This window comes from Citrobacter sp. Cpo015, from assembly GCF_030333035.1.
Lineage (GTDB): Bacteria > Pseudomonadota > Gammaproteobacteria > Enterobacterales > Enterobacteriaceae > Citrobacter > Citrobacter portucalensis.
The window spans coordinates 251,792-276,420 of record NZ_JAOWGS010000024.1; the positions used below are offsets into that span (position 1 = coordinate 251,792).

The 24,629-nt window shown below is 52.2% G+C and carries 25 protein-coding genes; 9 read left to right on the forward strand and 16 right to left on the reverse strand.

Annotated features, from left to right (window positions below; all coding sequences use genetic code 11):
- Nucleotides 1-71: 71 nt before the first annotated feature.
- The gene (locus OGY67_RS08760; RefSeq protein ID WP_234692378.1) at nt 72-2,360 is read right to left on the reverse strand and encodes an FdhF/YdeP family oxidoreductase; all 2,289 of its coding nucleotides are present in this window, start codon (nt 2,358-2,360) and stop codon (nt 72-74) included.
- A gap of 218 nt (nt 2,361-2,578) precedes the next feature.
- On the opposite strand from OGY67_RS08760, the gene yghU reads away from it, so the two are divergent.
- On the forward strand, nt 2,579-3,445 hold the full coding sequence (gene yghU / locus OGY67_RS08765; protein WP_286573873.1) for a glutathione-dependent disulfide-bond oxidoreductase: 867 nt from the start codon (nt 2,579-2,581) through the stop codon (nt 3,443-3,445).
- 94 nt (nt 3,446-3,539) lie between these two features.
- Here yghU and hybG read toward each other — a convergent pair whose 3' ends face one another.
- From hybG to yghX, 11 genes are all read right to left on the reverse strand, one after another.
- A complete protein-coding gene (gene hybG, locus OGY67_RS08770; protein ID WP_003024459.1) occupies nt 3,540-3,788 on the reverse strand; it encodes a hydrogenase maturation factor HybG in 249 nt (82 codons plus the stop codon).
- Between the two features lie 30 nt (nt 3,789-3,818).
- Nucleotides 3,819-4,160, reverse strand: coding sequence for a hydrogenase maturation nickel metallochaperone HypA (hypA, locus tag OGY67_RS08775; RefSeq protein ID WP_003828349.1), 342 nt, complete (start codon nt 4,158-4,160; stop codon nt 3,819-3,821).
- Entirely contained in the window at nt 4,153-4,641 is a 489-nt protein-coding gene (hybE, locus tag OGY67_RS08780) for a hydrogenase-2 assembly chaperone (protein ID WP_008785804.1), read from the reverse strand. The genes hypA and hybE overlap by 8 nt, the downstream gene beginning before the upstream one ends.
- A complete protein-coding gene (locus tag OGY67_RS08785) occupies nt 4,634-5,128 on the reverse strand; it encodes a HyaD/HybD family hydrogenase maturation endopeptidase (protein ID WP_186412983.1) in 495 nt (164 codons plus the stop codon). Before OGY67_RS08785 ends, hybE begins: the two co-directional genes overlap by 8 nt.
- Nucleotides 5,128-6,831 (reverse strand): hydrogenase 2 large subunit, encoded by a 1,704-nt coding sequence (gene hybC / locus OGY67_RS08790; protein ID WP_003828353.1) that lies wholly within the window; start codon nt 6,829-6,831, stop codon nt 5,128-5,130. Before hybC ends, OGY67_RS08785 begins: the two co-directional genes overlap by 1 nt.
- Nucleotides 6,828-8,006, reverse strand: coding sequence for a Ni/Fe-hydrogenase cytochrome b subunit (gene hybB / locus OGY67_RS08795; protein WP_003828354.1), 1,179 nt, complete (start codon nt 8,004-8,006; stop codon nt 6,828-6,830). The genes hybC and hybB overlap by 4 nt, the downstream gene beginning before the upstream one ends.
- Nucleotides 7,996-8,982, reverse strand: a complete 987-nt coding sequence (gene hybA, locus OGY67_RS08800) for a hydrogenase 2 operon protein HybA (RefSeq protein ID WP_003828357.1) — start codon at nt 8,980-8,982, stop codon at nt 7,996-7,998. Before hybA ends, hybB begins: the two co-directional genes overlap by 11 nt.
- A gap of 2 nt (nt 8,983-8,984) precedes the next feature.
- On the reverse strand, nt 8,985-10,103 hold the full coding sequence (gene hybO / locus OGY67_RS08805; protein WP_003024486.1) for a hydrogenase 2 small subunit: 1,119 nt from the start codon (nt 10,101-10,103) through the stop codon (nt 8,985-8,987).
- A 188-nt stretch (nt 10,104-10,291) separates the two neighbouring features.
- On the reverse strand, nt 10,292-10,579 hold the full coding sequence (locus OGY67_RS08810) for a DUF2623 family protein (protein ID WP_003024490.1): 288 nt from the start codon (nt 10,577-10,579) through the stop codon (nt 10,292-10,294).
- 84 nt (nt 10,580-10,663) lie between these two features.
- Complete coding sequence (locus tag OGY67_RS08815; protein WP_008785806.1) at nt 10,664-12,304, reverse strand: methyl-accepting chemotaxis protein; 1,641 nt, start codon at nt 12,302-12,304, stop codon at nt 10,664-10,666.
- Between the two features lie 215 nt (nt 12,305-12,519).
- On the reverse strand, nt 12,520-13,407 hold the full coding sequence (gene yghX, locus OGY67_RS08820; protein ID WP_020996329.1) for a YghX family hydrolase: 888 nt from the start codon (nt 13,405-13,407) through the stop codon (nt 12,520-12,522).
- Nucleotides 13,408-13,562: 155 nt separating this feature from the next.
- Between yghX and OGY67_RS08825 the strand changes: the two genes are divergently transcribed.
- Nucleotides 13,563-14,603, forward strand: coding sequence for an aldo/keto reductase (locus OGY67_RS08825; RefSeq protein ID WP_286573874.1), 1,041 nt, complete (start codon nt 13,563-13,565; stop codon nt 14,601-14,603).
- Nucleotides 14,604-14,671: 68 nt separating this feature from the next.
- Here OGY67_RS08825 and OGY67_RS08830 read toward each other — a convergent pair whose 3' ends face one another.
- Nucleotides 14,672-15,175, reverse strand: a complete 504-nt coding sequence (locus OGY67_RS08830) for an ESA_00282 family adhesion-associated protein (RefSeq protein WP_008785809.1) — start codon at nt 15,173-15,175, stop codon at nt 14,672-14,674.
- Between the two features lie 104 nt (nt 15,176-15,279).
- On the opposite strand from OGY67_RS08830, the gene OGY67_RS08835 reads away from it, so the two are divergent.
- Both OGY67_RS08835 and OGY67_RS08840 read left to right on the forward strand, forming a co-directional pair.
- Entirely contained in the window at nt 15,280-15,684 is a 405-nt protein-coding gene (locus OGY67_RS08835; protein ID WP_008785810.1) for a hypothetical protein, read from the forward strand.
- A 1-nt stretch (nt 15,685) separates the two neighbouring features.
- The gene (locus OGY67_RS08840; RefSeq protein WP_008785811.1) at nt 15,686-16,093 is read left to right on the forward strand and encodes a hypothetical protein; all 408 of its coding nucleotides are present in this window, start codon (nt 15,686-15,688) and stop codon (nt 16,091-16,093) included.
- A gap of 77 nt (nt 16,094-16,170) precedes the next feature.
- Here the strand turns inward: OGY67_RS08840 and exbD are convergent, their stop codons facing one another.
- Nucleotides 16,171-16,596: a TonB system transport protein ExbD gene (gene exbD, locus OGY67_RS08845; RefSeq protein WP_008785812.1), complete on the reverse strand. Its 426-nt coding sequence runs from the start codon at nt 16,594-16,596 to the stop codon at nt 16,171-16,173.
- 6 nt (nt 16,597-16,602) lie between these two features.
- Nucleotides 16,603-17,337, reverse strand: coding sequence for a tol-pal system-associated acyl-CoA thioesterase (gene exbB / locus OGY67_RS08850; protein WP_003024507.1), 735 nt, complete (start codon nt 17,335-17,337; stop codon nt 16,603-16,605).
- Nucleotides 17,338-17,587: 250 nt separating this feature from the next.
- On the opposite strand from exbB, the gene metC reads away from it, so the two are divergent.
- Together metC and yghB are read left to right on the forward strand one after the other, a co-directional pair.
- On the forward strand, nt 17,588-18,775 hold the full coding sequence (gene metC / locus OGY67_RS08855) for a cystathionine beta-lyase (RefSeq protein ID WP_032945009.1): 1,188 nt from the start codon (nt 17,588-17,590) through the stop codon (nt 18,773-18,775).
- A gap of 131 nt (nt 18,776-18,906) precedes the next feature.
- Nucleotides 18,907-19,566, forward strand: a complete 660-nt coding sequence (yghB, locus tag OGY67_RS08860; RefSeq protein WP_003024510.1) for a DedA family general envelope maintenance protein YghB — start codon at nt 18,907-18,909, stop codon at nt 19,564-19,566.
- A gap of 70 nt (nt 19,567-19,636) precedes the next feature.
- Here yghB and OGY67_RS08865 read toward each other — a convergent pair whose 3' ends face one another.
- On the reverse strand, nt 19,637-20,536 hold the full coding sequence (locus OGY67_RS08865) for an AraC family transcriptional regulator (protein ID WP_048215538.1): 900 nt from the start codon (nt 20,534-20,536) through the stop codon (nt 19,637-19,639).
- A 194-nt stretch (nt 20,537-20,730) separates the two neighbouring features.
- On the opposite strand from OGY67_RS08865, the gene yqhD reads away from it, so the two are divergent.
- The 3 genes from yqhD to OGY67_RS08880 all read left to right on the forward strand — a co-directional run bounded on the left by yqhD (nt 20,731) and on the right by OGY67_RS08880 (nt 24,589).
- A complete protein-coding gene (gene yqhD, locus OGY67_RS08870; RefSeq protein WP_048215537.1) occupies nt 20,731-21,894 on the forward strand; it encodes an alcohol dehydrogenase in 1,164 nt (387 codons plus the stop codon).
- A gap of 224 nt (nt 21,895-22,118) precedes the next feature.
- Complete coding sequence (gene dkgA, locus OGY67_RS08875; protein ID WP_008785816.1) at nt 22,119-22,946, forward strand: 2,5-didehydrogluconate reductase DkgA; 828 nt, start codon at nt 22,119-22,121, stop codon at nt 22,944-22,946.
- Between the two features lie 188 nt (nt 22,947-23,134).
- On the forward strand, nt 23,135-24,589 hold the full coding sequence (locus tag OGY67_RS08880; RefSeq protein WP_003828381.1) for a DASS family sodium-coupled anion symporter: 1,455 nt from the start codon (nt 23,135-23,137) through the stop codon (nt 24,587-24,589).
- Nucleotides 24,590-24,629: the final 40 nt, after the last annotated feature.

Below are 24,629 nucleotides of genomic sequence, written 5' to 3' on the forward strand. Positions count from 1 at the left end.
ACAGAGGTCGACATCATCATACACCTCAACGCAGCGGCTGGCGCTCAGAGGCGAAAAATTCACAGCAGGAACTACGCTTTAGTCAGGGTGACCGGTATGCTTTTATACGCCGGAGTCAAACTTTGTGTATCTACTGCATCCAGCGAAAGCAGGACATTCGCTTCAGGCAGATAAGCGCCAATTGAGCCAGCCGCCATGTTGTAAATCACCACCGTTAAGCCGTACATGATGCGATCCGCGCAGGGCTGACCGTTGTCGTCCAGCGCCTGAACGTTGACCACATCACCCTGGCTCAGACCGCGGCTCGTCGCTTCTTCGGCGCTTAAAAACACCACATCCCGACGGCCAGTAATGCCACGATAGCGATCGTTCATACCATAAATCGTGGTGTTGTACTGATCGTGGCTACGCAGCGTTGCCAGAACCAGTGCATCAGCAGGCTGATGTTCCCGCTCTACCGCCCGCTGATGGCTGACGATAAAGTTGGCTTTGCCATTCTCCGTTCGCCATTCACGGCGCGAAGCAGGTGTATCCATACGAAATCCGCCCGGCTCGGCAATACGTGCGTTGTAATCGTGGAACGCCGGGATCACGGCTTCAATGGCGTCACGGATCAGCGCGTAGTCCCCGGTAAATGCTTCCCAGTTGATAGGAGAATGCGGCAGCGTGGCACGCGCCATGCCCGCCACAATCGCGGGTTCCGATTTTAGCCAGCGGGAAGCCGGCTTCAGCGCGCCACAGGAAGCGTGAACCATCGACATAGAATCTTCGACGGTCACTGACTGGATCCCCGTCGCCTGCATGTCGCGCTCCGTTCGGCCTAATGCAGGTAGCAGGTAGTTATGCTTTGCCAGCAGCAGATGCGATCTGTTCAGTTTGGTCGCCACATGGACCTGCAGATCCAGATTTTTCATCGCCGCAAATGTACGCTGCGGCTGGGGCATCGCTACCGCCAGATTGCCGCCCATGCAGATGAGCGCTTTTGCGTCTCCCCGCTCGATGGCCCGAATGCTCTCCACGCTGGAGCGTCCATGTTTGCGCGGAACACGGATAGAAAAATGCTTCTCAAGTCGTTGCAGGAAGTCTTCGGACGCCGCTTCGTTGATCCCTACAGAACGATCGCCCTGCACATTAGAATGGCCGCGTAACGGGCAGATCCCCGCCCCCGGCTTACCCATATTGCCTTTCAGCAGCAACAGATTTACCAGCTGCTGGACGTTCTCGGTGCCGTTTTTATGCTGGGTGATGCCCAGACCATAACAAACAATCGTGGCGCTGGATTTACTGTAGCTGTGCGCCAGATCTTCCATCTGACTACGCGTCAGACCCGAGTCCTGTTCCAGCTCAGCCCAGTTATGCTGACGTAAGTCGTCATACAGCGCTGCATATCCCGCGGTATGTTGGTCGATAAACGCATGATCGAGCGTCGGCTGCTGATCCAGTAGGATCCGCGCTTCGTCCATTTCGATCAGCGCCTTCATTATGCCTTTGAGCAACGAGGCGTCACCGCCCATTTTTACCTGGTAGTAGTCGTTGCTCAGCTCCGTCGCCTGTCCGGTGAACATCTCTTTCGCGCTTTGCGGGAAGCTAAAGCGCTCAAGCCCCCTTTCGTTCAGCGGGTTGATGGAGATAATTTTGGCACCACGTTTGGCAACGTCGCGTAAGGTGGTCAGCATGCGTGGATGGTTAGTACCAGGGTTATGCCCGATACAAATCACCAGATCGCAGTGGTCAAAATCATCAAGTTCAACGGTCCCTTTCCCAAGGCCAATGGCCGGCGTTAGCCCTGCGCTGGTCGGTCCGTGGCACATGTTTGAGCAATCAGGAAAGTTGCTGCTACCATATTCGCGGGCAAACAGCTGATACAGGAACGCCGCCTCATTTGACGTTCTGCCGGAGGTATAAAACTCAACCTGTTGTGCTGAGTCATAGCTGCGCAGACACTCGCCGATCTCCCGAAAGGCGATATCCCAATCCACCGCCTGCCAGGTGTCAGACACTGCATCGTATTTCATTGGATGCGTCAAACGACCAATGTTTTCCAGTTCATAATCGCTGTAGTGCCAGAGTGTGGAAACCGGGTGACGGCTGAAAAATTCCGGTGACGCTTTCTTACTGGTTGTCTCCCAGGAGACCGCCTTAACGCCATTTTCGCACAGCTCCATTGGCGCACGATGCCCGGGGTCCGGCCACGCACAGCCCGGACAGTCGAACCCTTTCACCTGGTTCATTTTGAACATCGCGATAATGTCGCGCGCGACAGCCTTTTGCGAAAACACCGAAGCAGTGACGGCTTTTACCGCACCCCACCCACCCGCAGGGCCCTGATAACCGCTTACTCCTGGAACACCATTTTTCATTATTACTGCTTATTCACCGCCAATTTTTGATGGTGAATACGGTAGCAATTTCCGTCCAACATTGATTTCCTCTTCATGGAGTACGGGCCAGGTACAATGAATGGGTTAGATTTATCTTCCCCTTTCAGCACAAAGCGACATAAAGTCCCAATCTGTTAAATTGAGTTCTACCTAACTGCTACACTGCATCAACACAACCACTCAGAAGGCAGGTCAATATGTCAGACAATACCTATCAGCCCGCGAAAGTCTGGACGTGGGAAAAATCGAACGGCGGCGCATTCGCCAATATCAACCGCCCGATTTCCGGCGCCACCCACGAGAAGACGCTGCCGGTTGGCAAGCATCCGCTACAGCTCTATTCGTTGGGGACGCCAAACGGGCAGAAAGTGACGATTATGCTGGAGGAGTTACTGGCGCAGGGTGTGAAGGGCGCGGAATATGATGCCTGGATTATCCGCATTGGCGATGGCGATCAGTTTTCCAGCGGCTTTGTTGAGGTGAATCCGAACTCGAAGATCCCGGCACTGCGCGACCACTCGCAAAACCCGCCGGTTCGCGTGTTCGAATCTGGCGCAATCCTGCTCTATCTGGCGGAAAAATACGGTTATTTCCTGCCGCAGGATTTGGCAAAACGTACTGAAACGCTGAACTGGTTGTTCTGGTTACAGGGTGCGGCGCCGTTCCTCGGCGGTGGTTTTGGTCACTTCTATAACTATGCGCCGGTAAAAATCGAGTACGCGATCAACCGCTTCACGATGGAAGCCAAACGCTTACTCGACGTACTGGACAAGCAGTTAGCACAGAATCAGTTTGTGGCAGGAGATGAATACACCATTGCCGATATGGCGGTTTGGCCGTGGTTTGGCAATGTGGTGCTGGGCAACGTGTACGACGCGGCAGAATTCCTTGACGCAGGAAGTTACAAGCACGTGCAGCGCTGGGCAAAAGAGGTTGCCGCGCGTCCGGCGGTTAAGCGAGGTCGTATTGTAAACCGCACTAACGGGCCGCTCAACGAGCAGCTTCATGAACGTCATGACACCAGCAACTTCGACACCAATACCGAAGATAAGCGCCAGGGTTAACGCAAGATGCCGGATGGCGGCATAAATGCCTTATCCGGCCTACATAGAAGGCGTAGGCCTGATAAGCGTAACGCCATCAGGCACTAACCGATTGTCACGCGCTGGTGACGTCGTACTCCATGCGGCGAAGTGCGTCTAACGTGGCTTTAGCTTCATCTTCATCAATGATGCTCATGGCGAACCCTACGTGCACCAGCACCCATTGCCCGACCAGCTCAGCGGTATCACCTTCACAAATCAGGGCAATATTGACATCACGTTTGATGCCGCACACTTCAACCTGCGCAAGCTGGTGAATATCTTCACCAACGGCCAGAACCTGACCAGGGACTCCAATACACATATCTGACTCCGCCCCATAGCAACCTATGGGTTATTCGACTTCAATACTTTTCACTTTCAGTGAATCGCCTGCATCAACCCGCAGACGATCGCCCTGACATAGTGGACACTGCGCATCATGCTGGGTGATTTCCACAACCTGACTGCAATCCCAGCACCATGCCTGGGCTGGTTTGTAATCAATATGCAGCTCACACCCTTGCGCCAGCGTGCCCTGACAGACGATGTCGAAACTGAAACGGACGGCGCTCTCTTCAACGCACGAGAGCGCTCCGATTTCCAGCCAAACGCCGGTTACACGTTTGACACCGTGCTGCTCTGCCTGCTGTTGAACAATCTCAACCGCGCTCTGACAAAGGGACAGCTCATGCATTTTCGCAGTTCCGACGACCCAGCAGCAGCGCACGGCGATTTAGCTGCGGCGCATTCGGATCGCTCACCGGCAGCGATAACAGCATGCGCGCGCAATCGTCAGTCAGACGCACACCTTCTTGCGCCGACATACTGTGCGAAAGCGGCGACATCAGTGAACAGGAAAGGTATTGCGATACGCCCTCCAGTTCACCAACGGTAAAGGTCATCTCGCCATACGGCAGACGCAGCCCGATTTTTTCGCTGACTTTACGCACCGGCCAGATCTGGTCCGGTCCGGGGAAAATCAGTGCGCTGAGCATCCAGGGTGTGATAACACACCCCGTCCACTGTCCTTCAAACAGCGTAAAATCAGAAACATATACCGGCATGTTCGGATGCAAGAAAGAGAGATCGTGCATCGAACGCCGGGCAACCTCTTCAAACGCTGCCTGAATCTGCGTCTTCGGGGCCGTCTGAAAACCGACAAACTCCTCAGACATGAGCCGCCTCCCGAGCGATCGCTTCAACGCCTGATTCGCGAAGCGCGGCAAGAACCTGCTCCAGCGCAGGTTCAATCATCGCTTCAACCGTTGGCGTTAGCCCGATATGCGGTTCCAACGATTCCGGAATAACGCCGACTAAGGTCAGCTTTTTCGGAAACTCGCCGGTAAAACGCAGGGCCGACAATACGTCGGCCAGGCCAAGCTGGTGCGGTGATATTTTGTTGGTAAACAGCGCTGGGATCTCTTCATCCCGCAGGACCATCATCGTTCCTGGCGTGTTTTTCTTCGACACAATGGCGTCAGCAATGATCAGATGATCTCTGTTCGCCATATCGCCGAGAAGCTCCATCCCAGCCGTACCACCGTCCAGAACATCAACAAAGTCTGGCAGGATGTATCGTTGCTCTAATGCCTCAACGATACGTACCCCGATGGCTTCGTCGGTCAGCAAAATATTGCCGACCCCTAAGACTAATATCCGCATTACAGAACCTTAACTGAGACCACTTCGTTCCCGTCAACGTCCACCACATGCACCGCACATGACATACAAGGGTCGAAGGAGTGAATGGTACGAACCACTTCCAGCGGTTTGTTTGGATCGGCAATCGGCGTACCTACCAGCGAGCGCTCATACGGTCCCACTTCATCATTAAAGTTACGTGGGCCAGAGTTCCAGGTTGACGGTACAACCGCCTGGTAGTTGCTGATAATGCCGTCTTTAATCACCATCCAGTGAGACAGCATACCGCGTGGCGCTTCGAGGAAACCAACACCTTTGAATTCGCCTGTTGCCGGAATATCCGGTTTCACGAAGGTGGTGTGGTCGCCTTTACCGATGTTCACAATCAGCGCGTTGTACTGATCCTGCAGAACGTTCTGCAGTTCACAGCAGTGAACAGTACGGCCAATAATACGGCCCAGCGTAGAGTGCAACTGCGACACTTCGATAGTTTTACCGGTCAGCTTGGTGTAAATCGCGATGATTTCATTCAGCTTGGCATGGGTAGACTCGCGTTTGGCCGCCAGTTTACACAGCATGTTGGCCAGCGGACCCACTTCAACCGTTTTACCGTAGAAGGTCGGTGCTTTAACCCAGGAGTATTTGCCGTCGTCTGACCAACCGGTGTAATCAGGAACCGTTGTGCCTTCCCACGGAGCCTGCGGCGCTTCGTCTTTGTACCACGCGTGTTTCGCACTCTCCTGAATCCCTTTGATCAGGTACTCATCGGAGTGAGAGGTGATCGGGCGATAGGTCGACAGATCAGCATCGGTGATATAACCGCCCGGGAACAGGAAGCTGCCGTTTTTACCGTCTGTCGGGAATTCCGGCGCACTCAGATAGTTAACCGCACCCTGACCACGTTCCAGCCACTCAGGATAGAACGCAGCAATAACCGCAGTATCAACCTTGTACACCTGCTCAACGAAGTCGCTCAGCTTATCGATGAAGGACTTGATGTACATCAGGCGTTCAAGGTTCAGCACGCCGAGACCGTCAAGGTTAATTGGGTTAGCAACCCCACCTACCGCCAGGTTCTGGATGTGCGGCGTTTTACCGCCCAACAGTGCCACAACGCGGTTGGCATCACGCTGGCATTCCAGCGCTTGCAGGTAGTGTGCGACCGCAATCAGGTTCACTTCCGGCGGCAGTTGCATTGCCGGGTGACCCCAGCAACCGTTAGCAAAAATGCCTAACTGACCGCTGGCAACAAGATCTTTGATCTTGTTCTGAACCTTGGTGAACTCTTCTGCGCTGTTCAGGTGCCAGGAGGACACGCCGTTCAGCATGGCAGACGCTTTCGCTGGGTCAGCTTTCAGGGCAGAGGTGATATCCACCCAGTCCAGCGCAGACAGCTGATAGAAGTGAACAATGTGGTCATGCGTGGTGTGCGCGGCCAGAATGATGTTACGGATATACTGTGCGTTCACCGGAACATCAATATTCAGCGCGCTTTCTGCTGCACGAACGGAAGAGATAGCGTGAGTGGTAGTACAAACGCCACAGATACGCTGCACAATCATCCAGGCATCGCGCGGATCGCGGTTTTTCACGATCTCTTCCATGCCGCGCCACATGGTCCCGGAAGCCCATGCTTTAGATACCACGCCATTTTCGATTTCGCAGTCGATGCGTAAATGACCCTCAATACGGGTTACCGGATCAATAGTAATTCTCTGGCTCATGCTTTGCTCGCCTCATGACGATTTTGATCGTTTTGTTTTAAAGGAGGAAGTATCGGCAGTAGACGAATGAGTACGATGTATGCACAAATCTCAATAGCCACAAAACCAATAGAAATCAACAGCTCTTCCCAGGTCGGGAAGTAGTGGTAGCCACCACCAGGATTGAACGCCACCAGCGAATAGGACAGACGCCATGTTGCACAACCCAGCAATGCGCTCAGCGCAGACAGATACAGCATGCGCGAGTCATTACGCAGCTTAGTGACGCGCAGCACCACCAGCGGGAAGACCATCAGCACGACTTCAAGCCAGAACATCAGGGAGTAAAGATCGCCTGAGAACGCATAGGACAGCTTGTCGCGATAGATCAGTTCGCCAAAGCGCAGAACGACGAAAATAGCCAGCAGCACGCTGATGGTATTCGTCAGCTTGATGAACAAACTTTTCTCGTCCGGACCGTTACCTTTCAGACCGGCTTGTACCAACGAGCCTTCAAAGATGACGATCGAGAAGCCCATAATAAAGGCAGTTAATACCGAGAAAAGCGGCAGCATTTCATAAGCTTGCCATAGCGGATGCACCTTATAACCCGCAGAAATCATCAATGAACCCATTGAAGACTGGTGCATGGTTGGCAGCAGCGCGCCGAGGGCAATAATAAAGAACATCACTTTATTCAAACGTTTGAGGGAAACTTTCCACCCCAGACGTTCAAACAGAGCCGGAGCAAATTCCAGCGCCATGATGCCGATATAGATGGTCATACAGACCGCCGTTTCGAACAGTACCGAGTTCACGTTGAAGTGGCCCGGAATGTAGAAATACGGCAGGTTCCAGTAACGACCGACGTCAATGGTGATCGACAGACCACCCAACGAGTAGCCAAACAGGCTCGCCAGCAGCGCCGGACGAACCAATGGATGGTATTGTCCTCTGTTGAAAACGTACACCGCCCACGCCAGCGCCCAACCACCGCACGCGAAGCCAGTACCAATCAACAGGTCAAACGCGATCCATACACCCCATGGGAAACCGCCGTTCAGATCGGAGACTGAGCCCAGTCCGAAGACCAGACGTTTCACGATCAGGAGCATACACAGGACGATAAGCGGCCCAAAAATAATGACCGGTTTGCTGATTATTTTTCCGCCCAGCGGTTTAGGATCATGACTCATGATCGTCTCCTCCATCGTGATGGTCGTTTTTCGTGTTACGACGAACCAGCACGGTTAAGCCCGCCAGCGCAGCCAGGGGTAATATCATGCCCTTGTACAGGGAATGTTGAACATGTTCGGAACGCGCACCAGTTGAAAGATCATCCAGCTTCGGCAGATCCAAATCCTCGTAAGGAACACCCGTCAGTACCATAACCTGCGTACCACCACCTTCTTTCTCACCGTACAGGTGCGGGTAGTACTTCGGTACCGTATGCAGATAGGTATCGCCTGCTTTCACCGTCTGACGCGGATAGTGGTATTCGCTACCAGGCTTCAGCGCGAGACGTTTTTTCGCCTCAGCCATCAGCTCTTCACGCGTACCAAAAATCACCGCACCGGCTGGGCACACTTCAACACAACCCGGTAAACCACCTTTGTCCAGACGCTCAACGCCTTTCTGGTTACACAGTTCACATTTGTGAAGCGCACCAAACGGGTTGTTGTAATCGTACTTAGGCACGTTGTACGGGCAGGCGACCATGCAGTAACGACAGCCCGTGCAGACATCTTTGTCATAATGGACGATGCCGGTTTTCGGATCTTTCTTCAGCGCGGAGACCGGGCAAACGGAAACGCAGTTCGGATCAACACAGTGCATGCACTGTTTCTTGATATATGCGTAACCATTTTCTTCCTGGTCTTTGTTAACGCCTGTTCCGCTACGCCACACCTGAATGATGTTATTGGTATACGGCGACAGTTTGTCGTTGTTCGACCAGGTTTGCTCGCCTTCCGGGTTACGCGCCGGGAAGTTGATATCCTGACACTTGGTTACACAGGCCTGGCAGCCTACGCACAGCGTCGAGTCATAGAGCATCCCAAGAGAACCTGGGATCGGCGGACGGTTTTCTGCAGCCGCATGGCTGATGGACGGCGCTGCGCCCAACAGCAATGCCCCGCTGGAGGCTGCTTTAATAAAGTTACGTCTGTTCACGGTTATTCTCCCCGTGAGTCAGCGTTATCTTTCTTCTGCTGACGCCCCAGTTCACGAACCGCCATCACGCTGACGCCGGCAACCAGTCCTACTACGCCACCCAGCAGTCCAATCGCTCCGGCAGAAACATTGCCGCCTTCTTTCATGTTGACGTCAGGTTTCTCGGAACGCGGCGTTTGGTTTTCCACGTGAGCAAGCTGGTGAATACCTTTATGGAAGCCGACGCCTTCTTCGTTACAGCCGTAGCAAGGGTGACCGATAGCCACCGGCCACACGCCGCCCACATCGCAGAATTGCAGCGTTGAGCAGTTGCCGTAGGTTTCTGGTCCTTTACAGCCCAGATGGTAGAGGCACCAACCTTCACGGTGGCCTTCATCACCAAACTCTTTAGCAAAACGACCAGCATCGAAGTGCGGGCGACGTTCGCAGTGTTCGTGAATCAAACGACCATAGGCGAATGTCGGACGGTTTTTGGTATCCAGCTTCGGCGGCTTACCATAAGTGATGATATGCGCGACCGTTGCGAGGAAGTTATGCGGGTTCGGCGGACAGCCGGGGATGTTGATGATGGTTTTGCCTGGCAGAACTTCTTGCAGGCCGACGGCACCCGTTGGGTTAACGCCAGCGGCAGCAACACCACCCCACGCGGCACAAGAGCCGATGGCAATGATAGCGGCTGCGCCTTCTGCGGCCCGGCGGATGTGATCCACGATCGGCTCGCCGGCAACCATACAGTAAATACCATTATCTTTCAGTGGGATAGAACCATCTACTACCAGAACATATTGCCCTTTGTACTTCTCCAGAGCGTTATGTTTGTTCTCTTCGACCTGATGGCCGAAGGCGGCAGAGAGCACCTCATGGTATTCCAGAGAGATTGTCTCCAGAACGAGGTTTTCCACTGTAGGGTGTGTCGCGCGAAGCAGCGATTCAGTACAACCCGTACACTCCTGAGCACCAATCCAGATAACCGGTGGGCGCTGAGGACGAGAAACTGATTCGGCCATTTCTGCGGCGGCTTTGCTACTGAGCCCCATGGTAGCGGCCAGTGCTGCACAAAGCTTCATGAAATCACGGCGATTAATGCCGCTCGAATTGATGAGAGAGTTATCTCCAGTCATTTTATAGTTATTCCGTTGCGAAGACCTGGCTTTTATTTTGCACCATTCGCATGTTGCATATTGCGATCGGCGCGCCATTACCACACTTTTTATATGGTTATGTGCATTATAATACTTCGGCGGAGCAACAAAACGAAGGCGTAGGTCAATAGTGTAATTAATTAAAGCAAGATAATACCCCTTTCGGATCAAGCTTCGAGTCGATAGCCAGCCATGAAAAACCGAATTGTTGTACTGGACTGGTTCTCTTTAAAGAAATCCATCACCATCTCTTTATCCAGCCCATAACGGCGCGTCAGGATCCCCGCTTCCCACGCGCTGAGCTGTCGATCGCCCGTTTTTTCAAACATTCGATGTGAAAATCCCAGCACAAAACCACGCTTATAATCCGCACAAAAATTCGCCACCGAGCGTGCACTGTCCGCACTTGAGGCGTTTAATCCGGCCATCAGACCTTTACCAAAATGGTTGTCCATGCATAACCTCCAATCGCTATATAATAAATTATATAGCGATTTTTTAAGCAATGACCAGAGGTATCACGAACTTTTTATAACGGCTTAAAAGGACACCCATTCATCCGTTTTAGCGGCCGCAGACGTTTTGCTGTCTGCTGAAGAGGAAGTGGTTTGGCTGGCTGCGTATTGCACATCATTAGCGGAAAGGCGGAACTGTTGCACCGAGCGTTGCAGCTCCTCTGTTTGTCGTTCCAGCGCCACTGCCGCGGCGGAAACTTGTTCTACCAATGCAGCGTTCTGTTGCGTTACGCTGTCCATCTGCGTGATCGCCACGCTCACCTGCGAGATACCCTTATTCTGTTCTTCCGAGGCAGAGGCAATTTGCTTCATGATGACAGTCACTTCGGTGGCGCCGCGCAGAATCGCCTCCATGGTTAATCCTGTTTCTTTAACCAGACGAGCGCCCTGATCAACACGACGCGATGACTCGCCAATCAGTGTCTCAATCTCTTTCGCCGCCCCGGCGCTGCGACTGGCAAGGTTGCGTACTTCACCGGCGACGACGGCAAAACCGCGCCCCTGCTCGCCTGCCCTGGCTGCTTCAACCGCCGCGTTCAGCGCCAGAATGTTGGTCTGGAAAGCAATGCTATTAATAACTGACGTGATTTCCGCGATCTGTTTAGAGCTGGCGGCAATGCCGTCCATCGTCTCAACCACTTCTGAAACCAGCGTGCTCCCTTTGCCTGCCGTTTCTGTGGCCGTATCGGCAAGTTGGCTGGCTTCACGTGCATTTTCTGCGTTCAGTTTTACCGTTGCGGTCAGTTGCTCCATGCTGGCAGCGGTCTCTTCCAGAGCCGCAGCCTGCTCTTCAGTACGTGAGGAGAGATCGTTATTGCCGGTCGAAATTTCCGTCGCCCCTCGCCAGATGTTGTCACTACCTGAACGGATGGTACTGACGGCTTCACGCAGGCTATCCTGCATCGCGCACAATAACGGCACCAGTTGACCCACACAGTTACGACCAAAATCTTCGATGGGATGGCTGAGATCGCCCTGCGCAATCTGCTGGAACTGTTGGCGAATACGTCCCAGCGGTTTCACCATCATGGAAACAAGGTAGCGGTCGGTAAAGAAAAGGAGGGCAATCCCAAGAATAACGGCGGTGATAATTAGCGTCCGGATGATAGAGGTTTTGCCATCGACCATCACGCGGGTGGTATCGAGTCGCTCACCTGCCGTGGCGTTAAAACGCTCGGCACTGGCGCCAAATTCACGGCTCAACGCGGGTGTAATAGTGCTGGCATGCTCCGCAAAGGCCGTAAGCGTGCCCTGCTGCGCCAGTTGCATTTGCGGGATCACGCCGTTGTCCAGCAGCGCCTGCCACTTCGTCAGTACTGCGTTAGCGACGTCAGGATCCATTGGTCCCGGAGACAACGTTTTCATCTCCTGGAGTTTTTTGCTCATATTCTCCAGGGACTGTTGCGCTGGCGCAAAATCAGGCGTTCCGCCACTCATTTTGACATCCATGGCGCGACTTAAGCGCGTTACGAAGCGAAAGTACTGATCGTTACCCTGACTGAGAACCGTCATCTGATGGACAAGATGACGGTCAATATCATTGCCTTCAGATATTTTTGATAACGAATGAAGACTGAATAAACCCACGCCCGACCAGAGCAGGCAAAAAAGTCCCAGTATTGCCAACATGACAATACGAATAGTGAAGTTTTTCAGCAAACGCATAATAATTTCCTTGCCGTTGATGAGGAATTCGCCATCAGGCGATACTTATCCTTGTTATCGGCAGGCAGTAGAGAAGATATAATGCGTTCTTTATTTTTTTACTTTCTTAAGTACATCCACTCTCTCTCCACACTATATCAATATGAATGCTAATGAAATTAGGTAGCATTATTATTCAGGTAATTAGTTATAAGCATTAAATAATCTATTGTTTTCTATCGCAAATATTTGTTAAACCACGCAAGAGTACGTTCCCAGGCTAAATCAGCGGCAGCTTTATCATAACGGGGGGTCGAATCGTTGTGAAAGCCATGATTAACACCGGGATAGATATAGGCTTCATAGACTTTCTTATTGGCCTTAAGCGCCGCTTCATAGGCAGGCCATCCCTCATTAATACGTGTGTCTAATTGCGCATAGTGCAGTAATAAAGGCGCGTTTATTTTAGGGACATCTGATGCAGGAACCTGCCGCCCATAAAAAGGCACCGCGCAGGCCAGTTCAGGGAAAGCCACAGCAGCGGCATTCGACACACCACCACCGTAGCAAAATCCGGTAATACCTACCTTTCCCGTCGTCCCTGAATAATGTTGCATAAATTCAATGGCGGCAAAAAAATCATTCATCAACTTTACGGGATCAACCTGCTGCTGCAATTCCCGACCTTTATCATCATTGCCAGGATATCCCCCTACCGAACTTAATCCATCCGGCGCAAGTGCCATAAAGCCCGCCTTCGCCACCCGTCTCGCCACATCTTCAATATACGGATTCAGCCCACGATTCTCATGCACTACCACCACCGCCGGAACTTTCCCTGTCACCTTCGCAGGTTTAACTAAATACCCCCGCACATCACCATGCCCTTCAGGCGAAGGATAGGTAATATATTCCGCCAGAATATCGGGATCGGTAAATTCTACCTGCGTTGCGAGGGCATAGTTGGGTTTCAATAAATTGAATAAAGCCAACGCCGTCATGCCACCCACTGCATATTTCGCTGCCAGATTGAGAAACTCGCGTTTCGTTATTTTGCCATGCGCGTAATAGTCATAGTAGTCGAGCAGTTCTTGCGGAAAATCTTTGGCAGTCAAACGCGGCATCGTCGCACTCCTGATTGATGTTTTTTTAAGCAAAGCACAGTGACCTGTTTTTGCCCAGTTTTTCATCTCAGTGTGACCTGGTGAACGGGATATTCACCGTGAACCCGCTAGAATAGAAACGTTGTTTCGAAATTCACCTGCACTAAGGAGATCTCATGGCCTGGTTTGCCAATCCTGAACGTTACGAGCAGATGCTCTATCGCTACTGTGGGCGCAGCGGTTTGCGTTTACCCGCGCTATCGCTGGGTTTATGGCACAGTTTTGGGAACGTTCAGGCGCTGGATTCACAGCGCGCCCTGTTGCGTAAAGCGTTTGATTTAGGCATCACGCATTTTGATTTAGCCAATAACTATGGGCCGCCACCAGGCAGCGCAGAAGAGAATTTTGGCCGATTGCTGCGCGAGGATTTTGCACACTATCGCGATGAACTGATTATCTCCACCAAGGCAGGCTATGACATGTGGCCTGGGCCATACGGTTCTGGCGGTTCGCGCAAATACCTGCTCGCCAGCCTCGACCAGAGTCTGAAACGCATGGGTCTCGACTATGTCGATATCTTCTACTCTCACCGCGTTGACGAAAATACGCCAATGGAAGAGACCGCCTCGGCGCTGGCCCACGCCGTGCAAAGCGGTAAAACACTGTATGTCGGCATCTCATCCTATTCTCCGGAACGTACGCAGAAAATGGCCGAGTTGATGCGGGAATGGAAAATTCCATTGCTGATCCATCAGCCGTCTTACAACCTGCTTAACCGCTGGGTAGACAGCAGCGGCCTGCTGGATACGCTGGAATCCAACGGCATAGGCTGCATCGCATTTACGCCGCTGGCTCAGGGACTGCTGACGGGGAAATACCTTAACGGTATTCCGGAAGGTTCACGCATGCAGCGTGAAGGGAAAAAGGTTCGTGGATTAACGGAAAACATGCTGACGGAAGAAAACCTTACCAGCCTGCGTTTGCTTAATGAGATGGCGCAACAGCGTGGACAGTCGATGGCACAAATGGCCTTAAGCTGGCTGCTAAAAGACAACAGGGTAACGTCGGTATTGATTGGCGCCAGTCGACCGGAGCAGCTGGAAGAAAACGTTCAGGCGCTGGCGAATCTGACGTTCAGCGCCGAAGAACTGGCGCAGATCGATAAGCACGTCGCGGACGGTAAGCTGAACCTGTGGCAGGCCTCATCTGACAAATAACTGTAGGTAACACCGTGCCGGGTGGCGGCGTTAGCCTCCCCGGTACGTAATACGGGCCAGCCAGTCCCTCACACCTCTTCTGCTTTGATTTCTGGGCGCTGATATTCCGGCCACACCAGCGCGACAAGTGCAGGATAGGCTTCCAGGCTGAACTCCCTGAAGCACTGACGTAAGTTAAGCACGTCCAGATCGGCATGCGGGACTTTCTCGCCACTCAGGCAGCGTTTTTTAATATTGTCGTAATATTTATACACCGCAGAGTTAAGATCGCTGCAACGCCGCTGTGCATCAAATAGCCCTGGCGTCTCATTCAGCTCCACCATTGTCATCCGTTTGATCGTCGAGTGGATAAAATCGATATATTCGTGATTGACACGCCAATACCAAACCGGAGTAATCGAATTCATCAGTACCGAGAAATGATCTTCACCCTCTTCTTTACTCAGTATTTCCGGCTGGTTTTCAGCGTATCCATTTTCTGCATTACGGTTTTTATTTGCACTGCGCATCAACAAAAGTACCCCGCAGGTCAGCAATAGCAGGGTAATAACAGAATAAAATATACTGTTCATATACTGGCTCCATTTTTTTTGATTTTAAAATTACGCCATGCTATTGTCAACGCGGCATGGTTTATTTAAAACAACATATCATTGGCATCAAAGGATATTTCAACATGCTTCCCGAGCATCTTGTTCCCTCGCGTTTTCACTTATCCAGCTCACCTGACAATACCACCTCCACAGATAACAGTGAAAATTTGACTCAGGGGAAGATAACATTAAGCGATTACGAATCCGATATTTTGATTAGCTCTGCTGCTACCGGCCAGTCACGAAATATGCTATTTGAAGAGTGCGACCGCCATTTAAAAGAGCGTCTATTTCGTGCAGCAAAAATTGAGTCATTCTCTCGTCTACTCAATTCACTACAGGCAGAAGGCGACATTAATGCACAAGAATTAAGTAAAATTTTGACTCAAAAAACAGCCATCATAAATGAACAGGGCAACAAAATTTGGCTTAATTTAATTACCCGTGAAACCAGCGACCCTATTTTTTATTCTCTGGAAGAGAAATAAAATGAAAGATGTTGAGGATAATAATGTTTATTTGGCTTTAGATAACCATAAAAGCGATGAGTTTGTCTTAAAGCAAAATTTAGCCGTGTTGATTGCCAATAAAAACGCGACACTGGAAAGCGTTGCTCAGGAGATAGTCTCTATTCCCGCTGCACTGGTGCGGATGAAATGGCAAAATCGCCGTGAAATTTACTCGCTACAGGCTAAAGAAGAGATCTACGGTGCCGCGATCGAAGCCATTATGGAGCAGCAACCAGAACTGCGGGACAAAATCATGGCCCGACTGGAAAGCACCTACCAGCATATACTCGCGCGGGAAACGGCCACCTTACGCCTGACGCGAAAGCTGTCTGAAGGGAACTACGAACCCACCAGGATAACTACGGTCGCGTTAGATGAGAACAGATAAGAACAAGTGTGCGAGGGAGTTGAATCAGGAGAGACACGCCGGGTAAGGCGGCAACCATTACCCGGCAATGAGGAAGATTACTTCGCTTTCACTGTCTCTTCGCCAACCAGACCAATCTTCAGGAAGCCCGCCTGATGCAGCGTATCCATCACCTTCATCATGGTCTCATAATCAACGGTTTTATCTGCCCGGAAGAAAATCGTGGTGTCTTTCTTCCCGTCAGTTAACGCATTTAGCTCGTTAATCATGGTTTCATCCGTCACCTGATTGTTGCCAATAAACATACTCTTATCGGCTTTAACTGACAGGTAAACCGGTTTTTCCGGACGCGGCTGCGGCGTGCTGGTGGAGGCAGGGAGATTCACCTTCACATCTACGGTTGCCAACGGCGCGGCAACCATAAAGATGATCAATAAAACCAACATAACGTCGATAAACGGCGTCACGTTGATTTCATGCATTTCACCGTTATCGTCCAGGTTTTCATTAAAGCTCATTGCCATGGAACATTATCCTACACGTAATTTCTGCGCTGCACGTACCGGATGCGCGGATGCGCTTGCATTCAGGTCCAGATCGCGACTTTGCAGCAACAGCACCTGTGCCGCGACGTCGCCCAGCATCGCTTTATAGCTGCCAATCTGACGTGCGAAAATGTTGTAGATAACAACCGCTGGAATTGCTGCGACCAGACCAATTGCGGTCGCTAACAGCGCTTCTGCGATACCCGGCGCAACAACGGCGAGGTTGGTCGTTTGGGTTTGCGCAATCCCAATGAAGCTATTCATGATGCCCCATACGGTACCGAACAGACCGACGAATGGAGAGATAGCCCCGATGGTGGCCAGGTATCCGTTACCGCGGCCCATATGACGACCTACCGCCGCCACACGACGCTCCAGACGGAAGCCGGTACGCTCTTTAATGCCTTCGTTATCGTCGCTGCCTTCTGACAGTTCCAGCTCGTTCTGCGCTTCGTTAATCAACTGTGCGCCCAGGCTTTTGCCATCGAATCCTGCGGCAATTTCACTTGCCTGATCTAAAGAGCGGGCTTCCGCCAGCAGTTGCTGTTCACGCTTAAGGCGGCGTTTCTGAGTAAAGAACTCAAGGCTCTTACTAAAGAAGATAGCCCAGGTGACCACTGACGCCAAAATCAGCCCAATCATCACGCACTTAACCACGATATCGGCGTGCTGATACATACCCCAGACGGAAAGATCCGTCTGCATCAAATTATTACCCACTCTGTATCTCCAGGACGCAAATCACAAAATCTGAGCGTAATCATATCAAAACGACGTCGAATTGATAGTCGTTCTCATTACTATTTACATATTGCCGCACCTTTGGTTTCTTTTCCTTGCGCTTACGCAGTAAAAAAGTCACCAGAAGCATTTTGAGATTATTTTCTACTGTATGACCGTTCTGCAGGATGCGTCATCTTTGATTCATGGTAGTTTAGACATCCAGACGTATAAAAACAGGTAAGACAACATGGCAGATAAACAACTTGAAACCAAACTCGTTCACGCAGGACGCAGTAAAAAGTACACGCTGGGCTCGGTAAATAGCGTGATCCAGCGCGCTTCTTCGCTGGTATTTGACACCGTAGAGGCCAAAAAACAGGCCACGCACAACCGGGCGAACGGTGCGCTTTTCTATGGGCGTCGCGGAACCCTGACGCATTTCTCTCTGCAGGAAGCGATGTGCGAACTGGAAGGTGGTGCGGGTTGCGCGCTCTTCCCCTGCGGTGCGGCGGCCGTTGCCAACACCATCCTTGCCTTTGTGGAGCAAGGGGATCATGTGCTGATGACCAATACCGCCTATGAACCCAGTCAGGATTTCTGCACCAAAATTCTCGGCAAGCTCGGCGTGTCCACCGGCTGGTTCGATCCGCTGGTTGGCGCCGATATCGTTAAGCACATACAGCCGAACACGAAAGTCGTATTTCTGGAATCTCCCGGCTCTGTCACTATGGAAGTGCATGATGTTCCAGCTATTGTTGCCGCCGTCAGAAGCGTCGCGCCGGATGCAATCATCATGATTGATAACACCTGGGCTGCCGGGGTGCTGTTCAAAGCGTTGGATTTTGGCATTGATATCTCTATTCAGGCAGGCACCAAATATCTGATTGGTCATTCTGACGGCATGGTCGGCACGGCGGTATCTAATGCCCGCTGCTGGGATCAACTGCGCGAAAATGCCTATCTGATGGGGCAAATGCTGGACGCCGATACCGCCTATATGACCAGCCGTGGACTGCGTACGCTGAGCGTTCGCCTGCGTCAGCACCATGAAAGCAGCTTAAAGGTCGCCGAGTGGCTGGCCAGCCATCCGCAGGTCGCCCGCGTGAACCACCCGGCACTGCCCGGCAGTAAAGGGCATGAATTCTGGAAGCGTGATTTTACCGGCAGCAGCGGCCTGTTCTCCTTTGTATTGAATAAGAAGCTCAATAATGAGGAGCTTGCTGCGTATCTGGATCACTTCAGCCTGTTCAGTATGGCCTACTCCTGGGGCGGTTTTGAGTCGCTGATTCTCGCCAACCAGCCGGAACACATTGCGGCAATCCGTCCGCAAGGCGAGGTGGATTTCAGCGGAACGCTCATCCGTTTACATATCGGTTTAGAGAATGTTGACGATCTGATTGCCGATTTGGCCGCAGGATTTGCCCGAATCGAGTAAAATTGCCACAGATGGACATATATGCAGACACTTCTGGTGGAAAAGTCTGCAATTGTTGCGTCCGGGATCAAGGCATCCCGGGCAATTCAGGAGTACAATCCACACATAAACGCTGTTCCACAGGAAAGTCCATGGTAGTCATTCAAGATATTGTCTCCGCGCTCTGGCAACACGATTTTGCCGCACTGGCGGATCCGCACGTTGTGAGCGTGGTGTACTTCGTCATGTTCGCCACGCTGTTTTTAGAAAATGGCCTGCTGCCCGCCTCCTTTTTACCCGGAGACAGCCTGTTATTACTGGCAGGAGCGCTGATCGCTCAGGACGTGATGAGTTTTTTACCTACCATAGCTATTCTGACGGCCGCAGCCAGTCTGGGCTGCTGGCTGAGTTATATTCAGGGACGCTGGCTAGGCAACACGCGCACGGTGAAAGGCTGGTTGGCGCAATTACCGGAAAAATACCATCAGCGCGCGACCTGCATGTTTGACCAACACGGTCTGATGGCGCTGCTGGCAGGGCGTTTCCTGGCGTTTGTTCGCACCTTGCTGCCAACGATGGCGGGCATTTCAGGGCTTCCTAACCGTCGGTTCCAGTTTTTTAACTGGCTGAGTGGCCTGCTGTGGGTCACCGTCGTCACCAGTTTCGGCTATGCGCTGAGCATGATCCCGTTCGTTAAACGCCATGAAGATCAGGTGATGACCTTTCTAATGATCCTGCCGATTGCCCTGTTAACCGCAGGATTGTTGGGAACATTGTTCGTGGTGATTAAAAAAAAATACTGTAGCGCCTGAGTATTATCCGTAGCCGGGGTAATTCCCGGCATTATGCCTGATGGCGCGCGGCTTTAAGGCCTACAAGAAATCAACTCCCCTGCATCATACGAATTCTTGCCGCATCTTCCCCCGGCGTTACACCAAAGAAACGTTTGAACTCCCGACTGAATTGCGATGCGCTCTCATAGCCGACGCGCATGGCAGCCGCACTGGCCTTCATCCCATCGTGAACCATCATCATCCGTGCTTTATGCAGGCGATAGCTCTTAAGATATTGCAGCGGCGACGTGCTGGTCACCGCTTTAAAATTATGATGAAACGCCGACACGCTCATGTTCGCCTCTGCCGCCAGCTGTTCTACATTGAGGTTTTCGGTGTACTTGGTTTCAATCCGCTTCAGTACCCGGCTTATCAAACTGAAATGCGTCTGGCGACTGACCAGCGCAAGTAACGCGCCGCCGCGCGGTCCGGTCAGCACATGGTAGAGGATCTCGCGAATAATCTGTTTCCCCAGGATGCGCGCATCCAGCGGTCGCTCCATCACATCCAGCAGGCGCTCAGCAGCGCAGAGAATTTCGTCAGAGAGCGTTGCAGAGTTAATCCCGCTGGCCGCCATGGCGGGCTGGAACAGCTCGTCTTCCCCAATGTCCATCAACAGCTCCTGCAATTGCAGGATATCGACATTCAGATAAATACCGGCCAGAGGAACCTCCGGCGTCGCATAGGTTTCACATTCAAAGGGTAAAGGTACGGTTAGCAGCAGGTATTCGTTGGCGTCATAGCGAAATACGCGCTCATTGATGTAACCAATTTTATGTCCCGAAAAGAGAAATATGATGCCTGGCTGATACATGACCGGTGTACGCGCCGCCGGCTCCGTACCGTGTAGCAGGCGGACATCTGGCAGCAGTTCGTTAAGTCTATTTTCATTGTTTTTCAGCTGCTTAATTTTATCTGTCAGCAGAAGACAGATCTCATCACGGTTCATGGGGCACCATTTCATCATCGGTTTTCGACCCTGACATAATGCGCAGATTTATCCGTTTTCTCCAGCAGTCTGTAGAAATGGGCAAGACATCGGCAGAAATGAGCATTGAGAGCAGCGCGGCGGGCGACCACAATGTTCATCATCCGGCAGACACTCACCTGCCCTCTTTTATTACCCACCAAAGGGAACGAGCAATGAACAACTTTAATCTCCATACCCCAACACGTATTTTGTTTGGTAAAGGCGCGATTGCTGAGCTGCGCGATCAAATTCCTCAGGACGCTCGCGTACTGGTTACCTATGGCGGCGGCAGCGTGAAAAAAACTGGCGTCCTGGCACAGGTTCAGGACGCGCTGAAAGGCCTGGATGTGCTGGAGTTTGGCGGTATCGAGCCAAACCCGTCTTACGAAACGCTGATGAACGCAGTAAAAATCGTGCGTGATGAGAAAGTGACGTTTCTGCTGGCGGTAGGTGGCGGTTCAGTGCTGGACGGCACCAAATTCATCGCGGCAGCGGCACAGTACGCTGACGGCATCGATCCATGGCGCATTCTGGAAACCCATGGCAACGACGTAACAAGCGCCATCCCGATGGGATCCGTATTAACCCTGCCTGCAACCGGCTCTGAATCTAACTCCGGCGCGGTAATTTCGCGTAAAACCACCGGCGATAAACTGGCCTTTATGACCCCGTTTGTGCAGCCAGTGTTTGCCGTTCTGGATCCGGTTTACACCTACACCCTGCCGCCGCGTCAGGTTGCAAACGGCGTTGTGGATGCTTTTGTTCATACCGTGGAACAGTATGTGACTTATCCGGTAGACGGGAAAATTCAGGATCGCTTTGCCGAAGGCATTCTGCTCACGCTGGTAGAAGAAGGTCCGAAAGCCTTGCAGGAGCCGGAAAACTACAACGTGCGTGCGAACGTCATGTGGGCGGCAACCCAGGCGCTGAACGGCCTGATTGGCGCAGGCGTACCGCAGGACTGGGCAACGCATATGCTGGGCCATGAACTGACCGCAATGCACGGTCTGGATCATGCTCAAACGCTGGCCATCGTTCTGCCAGCGCTGTGGAATGAAAAACGTGATACCAAGCGTGCCAAACTGCTGCAATACGCAGAGCGTATCTGGAATATCACCGAAGGTTCCGACGACCAGCGCATCGACGCTGCCATTGCCGCTACCCGTGCTTTCTTCGAACAAATGGGCGTACCCACTCGCCTGTCTGACTATGGCCTGGACGGTAGCTCCATCCCGGCATTGCTGGAAAAACTGGAAGCACACGGGGGTACGCAACTGGGCGAACATCAGGATATTACGCTTGAAGTCAGCCGTCGGATTTACGAAGCTGCCCGCTAAGGTTTTTTAACCTCCGCCTTTCGTTTTTGGGTATTTATACCAGGCTTAAGTCACACCTAACTCACCGGGGCTTGCTCCGGTGAACTCAATTTACACCCAATCATTCATGATGCATCGAGGCGGCAATTAAGTGAATCCCCGGGAGCGTACATAAGTACGTGACCGGGGTAAACGCAAGCAGCCAACAAAGAGGCAGCCTGAAGGATTAAGTGTGGGGGGGAATTATGACCGGTCCAACCATTATCAAGCTACAGGATGGTAACGTCATGCCACAACTGGGCCTGGGGGTCTGGAAGGCAAGCAACGAAGAAGTCATCACCGCCATTCATAAAGCGCTGGAAGTAGGGTATCGCTCAATTGATACCGCTGCGGCGTACAAAAACGAAGAAGGTGTCGGCAAAGCAATACGCGATGCTGGCGTACCACGGGACGAGTTATTCATCACCACCAAGCTGTGGAATGATGACCAAAAACGCCCCCGGGAAGCCTTGCTCGAAAGCATGGAAAAACTCCAACTTGATTACCTCGATCTATACCTGATGCACTGGCCGGTTCCGGCGATCGACCACTACGTTGAAGCGTGGGAAAACATGATCGACCTGCAAAAAGAAGGGCTGATTAAGAGCATCGGCGTGTGCAACTTTCAGATCAATCATCTCCAGCGGTTGATGGATGAAACCGGCGTACCTCCGGTGATTAACCAGATCGAACTTCATCCGCTTATGCAACAGCGCCAACTGCACGCCTGGAACGCAACGCATAAAATCCAGACCGAATCCTGGAGCCCGCTGGCGCAGGGCGGCAAAGACGTCTTTGATCAAAAGATCATCCGTGACCTCGCTGAGAAATATGGCAAATCACCGGCGCAGATTGTCATCCGCTGGCACCTAGATAGCGGGCTGGTGGTGATTCCAAAATCGGTCACCCCTGCGCGTATCGCAGAAAACTTTAACGTCTGGGACTTCCGCCTGGATAAAGACGAATTAGGCGAAATCGCGAAACTCGATCAGGGCAAACGTCTGGGGCCAGACCCGGATCAGTTCGGCGGTTAACCCCTTCCCTCCAGCCCGACACTCTCGTCGGGCCTTTACTGATTTGAAATATCAGGAAACAATTCACACACATATATTGATGTATTTCTTGCAGTCGCTGGAGCAGCATTACGCAATATAACCTGTTAATTATTAAATAAATATATTTATTTGATGAATACATTCACCATATCCATAGGTGCGTAAACGTGACTGAGAAAAAAAGTAGCGGAGTCAAATGGCTCCCATTAATTCTTATAATATTCATTTCTGCCGGACTGTGGCAGCTTACTCCACCTTCCGGGCTAAGTGCGCCAGCCTGGCATTCGGCAATCATTTTCGTCGCGACTATTGCCTCTATCGTGGCAAAAGTTTTACCCATCGGCGCGGTCGGCATTATTGGGATTACGGTTTTTGCACTCGCCTATGCCGCCGGGGATAAAACCGCCAGCGGCGCTATCACCACGGCACTGAGTGAGCTGAACAGTTCACTTATCTGGCTTATCGTCGTGGCTTTTATGATTGCCCGCGGGTTTATCAAAACCGGCCTCGGACGACGCATTGCGCTGCAGATGATCCGTCTGCTCGGCAAGCGCACGCTGGGACTCGCCTATGGTCTGGCCTTTGCCGATCTGATCCTCTCCCCGGCAATGCCGAGTAATACAGCACGCTGCGGCGGCGTCATCTATCCGATTGCTGACTCTCTGGCACGCAGTTTCCATTCGAACCCGGAAGATGAGTCCCGCAGTAAAATCGGTACCTTTCTTATCACCTGTATTGGCAACGTCAACGACGTCACCGCCGCGCTCTTTATGACCGGCTATACCGGCAACCTGTTGGCGGTGAAGCTGGCGGCCAATGCGGGCGTCACGCTGACCTGGGGCGGCTGGTTTATGGCGGCGCTGCTGCCATGCCTGGTGTCCTTACTGCTGGTTCCACTGCTGGTCTACTGGATCGTGCGCCCGGAAATTAAACACACGCCGGATGCCCCTAACCTGGCGCGCAAAGAGCTGGCGGAAATGGGCAGTATGTCTCGCGGCGAATGGCTGATGCTGGCTACCGTCGGCGTACTGCTGGTGCTGTGGATTTTTGGCGATACGTTAGGCGTCGACGCCACCACTGCCTCGTTCGTGGGACTGTCCATTTTATTGCTAAGCGGCGTTCTGAGCTGGGAAGATGTGAAGAGCGAGAAAGGCGCATGGGACACACTGATTTGGTTTGCCGCGCTGTTGATGATGGCGAACCAACTGAAAAAACTGGGCTTCACCACCTGGTTTGGCAATCTGATCGGCGATAGCCTGAGCAGTACTATGCACGGTACCAGTTGGGTGATCGTCCTGCTGCTGCTGAACGCTGCCTACTTCTATACCCACTACTTTTTTGCCAGCGGTAATGCACAGATTGCCGCGCTGTACGCCGTTTTCCTTGGTGTCGGCCTGCATCTGAATATTCCAGCAGCCCCCACGGCATTAATGCTGGCCTTCACCAGCAGTTTGTACTGCTCGCTCACCCAGTACACCCATGCTCGCGGTCCAATCCTGTTTGGTGCCGGGTACGTTCCAACGGGCGTCTGGTGGCGTACAGGATTTATCATCAGCTTGTTTAACCAGGCGGTGTTTATCACCGTGGGTCTGATGTGGTGGAAGGTGTTGGGTCTGTACTAAACTGACTGCGTCCTGACGAATCACCTTACCTGCGGAGAAA

Coding starts and splice junctions, on each gene's coding strand:
- yghU (WP_286573873.1), top strand. CDS start 2,579: ATGTCAGACAATACCTATCAGCCCGCGAAAGTCTGGACGTGGGAAAAA.
- OGY67_RS08760 (WP_234692378.1), bottom strand. CDS start 2,360: ATGAAAAATGGTGTTCCAGGAGTAAGCGGTTATCAGGGCCCTGCGGGT.
- hybO (WP_003024486.1), bottom strand. CDS start 10,103: ATGACTGGAGATAACTCTCTCATCAATTCGAGCGGCATTAATCGCCGT.
- OGY67_RS08830 (WP_008785809.1), bottom strand. CDS start 15,175: ATGAACAGTATATTTTATTCTGTTATTACCCTGCTATTGCTGACCTGC.
- OGY67_RS08785 (WP_186412983.1), bottom strand. CDS start 5,128: ATGCGGATATTAGTCTTAGGGGTCGGCAATATTTTGCTGACCGACGAA.
- hybC (WP_003828353.1), bottom strand. CDS start 6,831: ATGAGCCAGAGAATTACTATTGATCCGGTAACCCGTATTGAGGGTCAT.
- OGY67_RS08810 (WP_003024490.1), bottom strand. CDS start 10,579: ATGGACAACCATTTTGGTAAAGGTCTGATGGCCGGATTAAACGCCTCA.
- hypA (WP_003828349.1), bottom strand. CDS start 4,160: ATGCATGAGCTGTCCCTTTGTCAGAGCGCGGTTGAGATTGTTCAACAG.
- OGY67_RS08865 (WP_048215538.1), bottom strand. CDS start 20,536: ATGAACCGTGATGAGATCTGTCTTCTGCTGACAGATAAAATTAAGCAG.
- OGY67_RS08815 (WP_008785806.1), bottom strand. CDS start 12,304: ATGCGTTTGCTGAAAAACTTCACTATTCGTATTGTCATGTTGGCAATA.
- hybE (WP_008785804.1), bottom strand. CDS start 4,641: ATGTCTGAGGAGTTTGTCGGTTTTCAGACGGCCCCGAAGACGCAGATT.
- OGY67_RS08840 (WP_008785811.1), top strand. CDS start 15,686: ATGAAAGATGTTGAGGATAATAATGTTTATTTGGCTTTAGATAACCAT.
- yqhD (WP_048215537.1), top strand. CDS start 20,731: ATGAACAACTTTAATCTCCATACCCCAACACGTATTTTGTTTGGTAAA.
- OGY67_RS08825 (WP_286573874.1), top strand. CDS start 13,563: ATGGCCTGGTTTGCCAATCCTGAACGTTACGAGCAGATGCTCTATCGC.
- metC (WP_032945009.1), top strand. CDS start 17,588: ATGGCAGATAAACAACTTGAAACCAAACTCGTTCACGCAGGACGCAGT.
- hybB (WP_003828354.1), bottom strand. CDS start 8,006: ATGAGTCATGATCCTAAACCGCTGGGCGGAAAAATAATCAGCAAACCG.
- yghB (WP_003024510.1), top strand. CDS start 18,907: ATGGTAGTCATTCAAGATATTGTCTCCGCGCTCTGGCAACACGATTTT.
- dkgA (WP_008785816.1), top strand. CDS start 22,119: ATGACCGGTCCAACCATTATCAAGCTACAGGATGGTAACGTCATGCCA.
- exbD (WP_008785812.1), bottom strand. CDS start 16,596: ATGGCAATGAGCTTTAATGAAAACCTGGACGATAACGGTGAAATGCAT.
- OGY67_RS08835 (WP_008785810.1), top strand. CDS start 15,280: ATGCTTCCCGAGCATCTTGTTCCCTCGCGTTTTCACTTATCCAGCTCA.
- yghX (WP_020996329.1), bottom strand. CDS start 13,407: ATGCCGCGTTTGACTGCCAAAGATTTTCCGCAAGAACTGCTCGACTAC.
- hybG (WP_003024459.1), bottom strand. CDS start 3,788: ATGTGTATTGGAGTCCCTGGTCAGGTTCTGGCCGTTGGTGAAGATATT.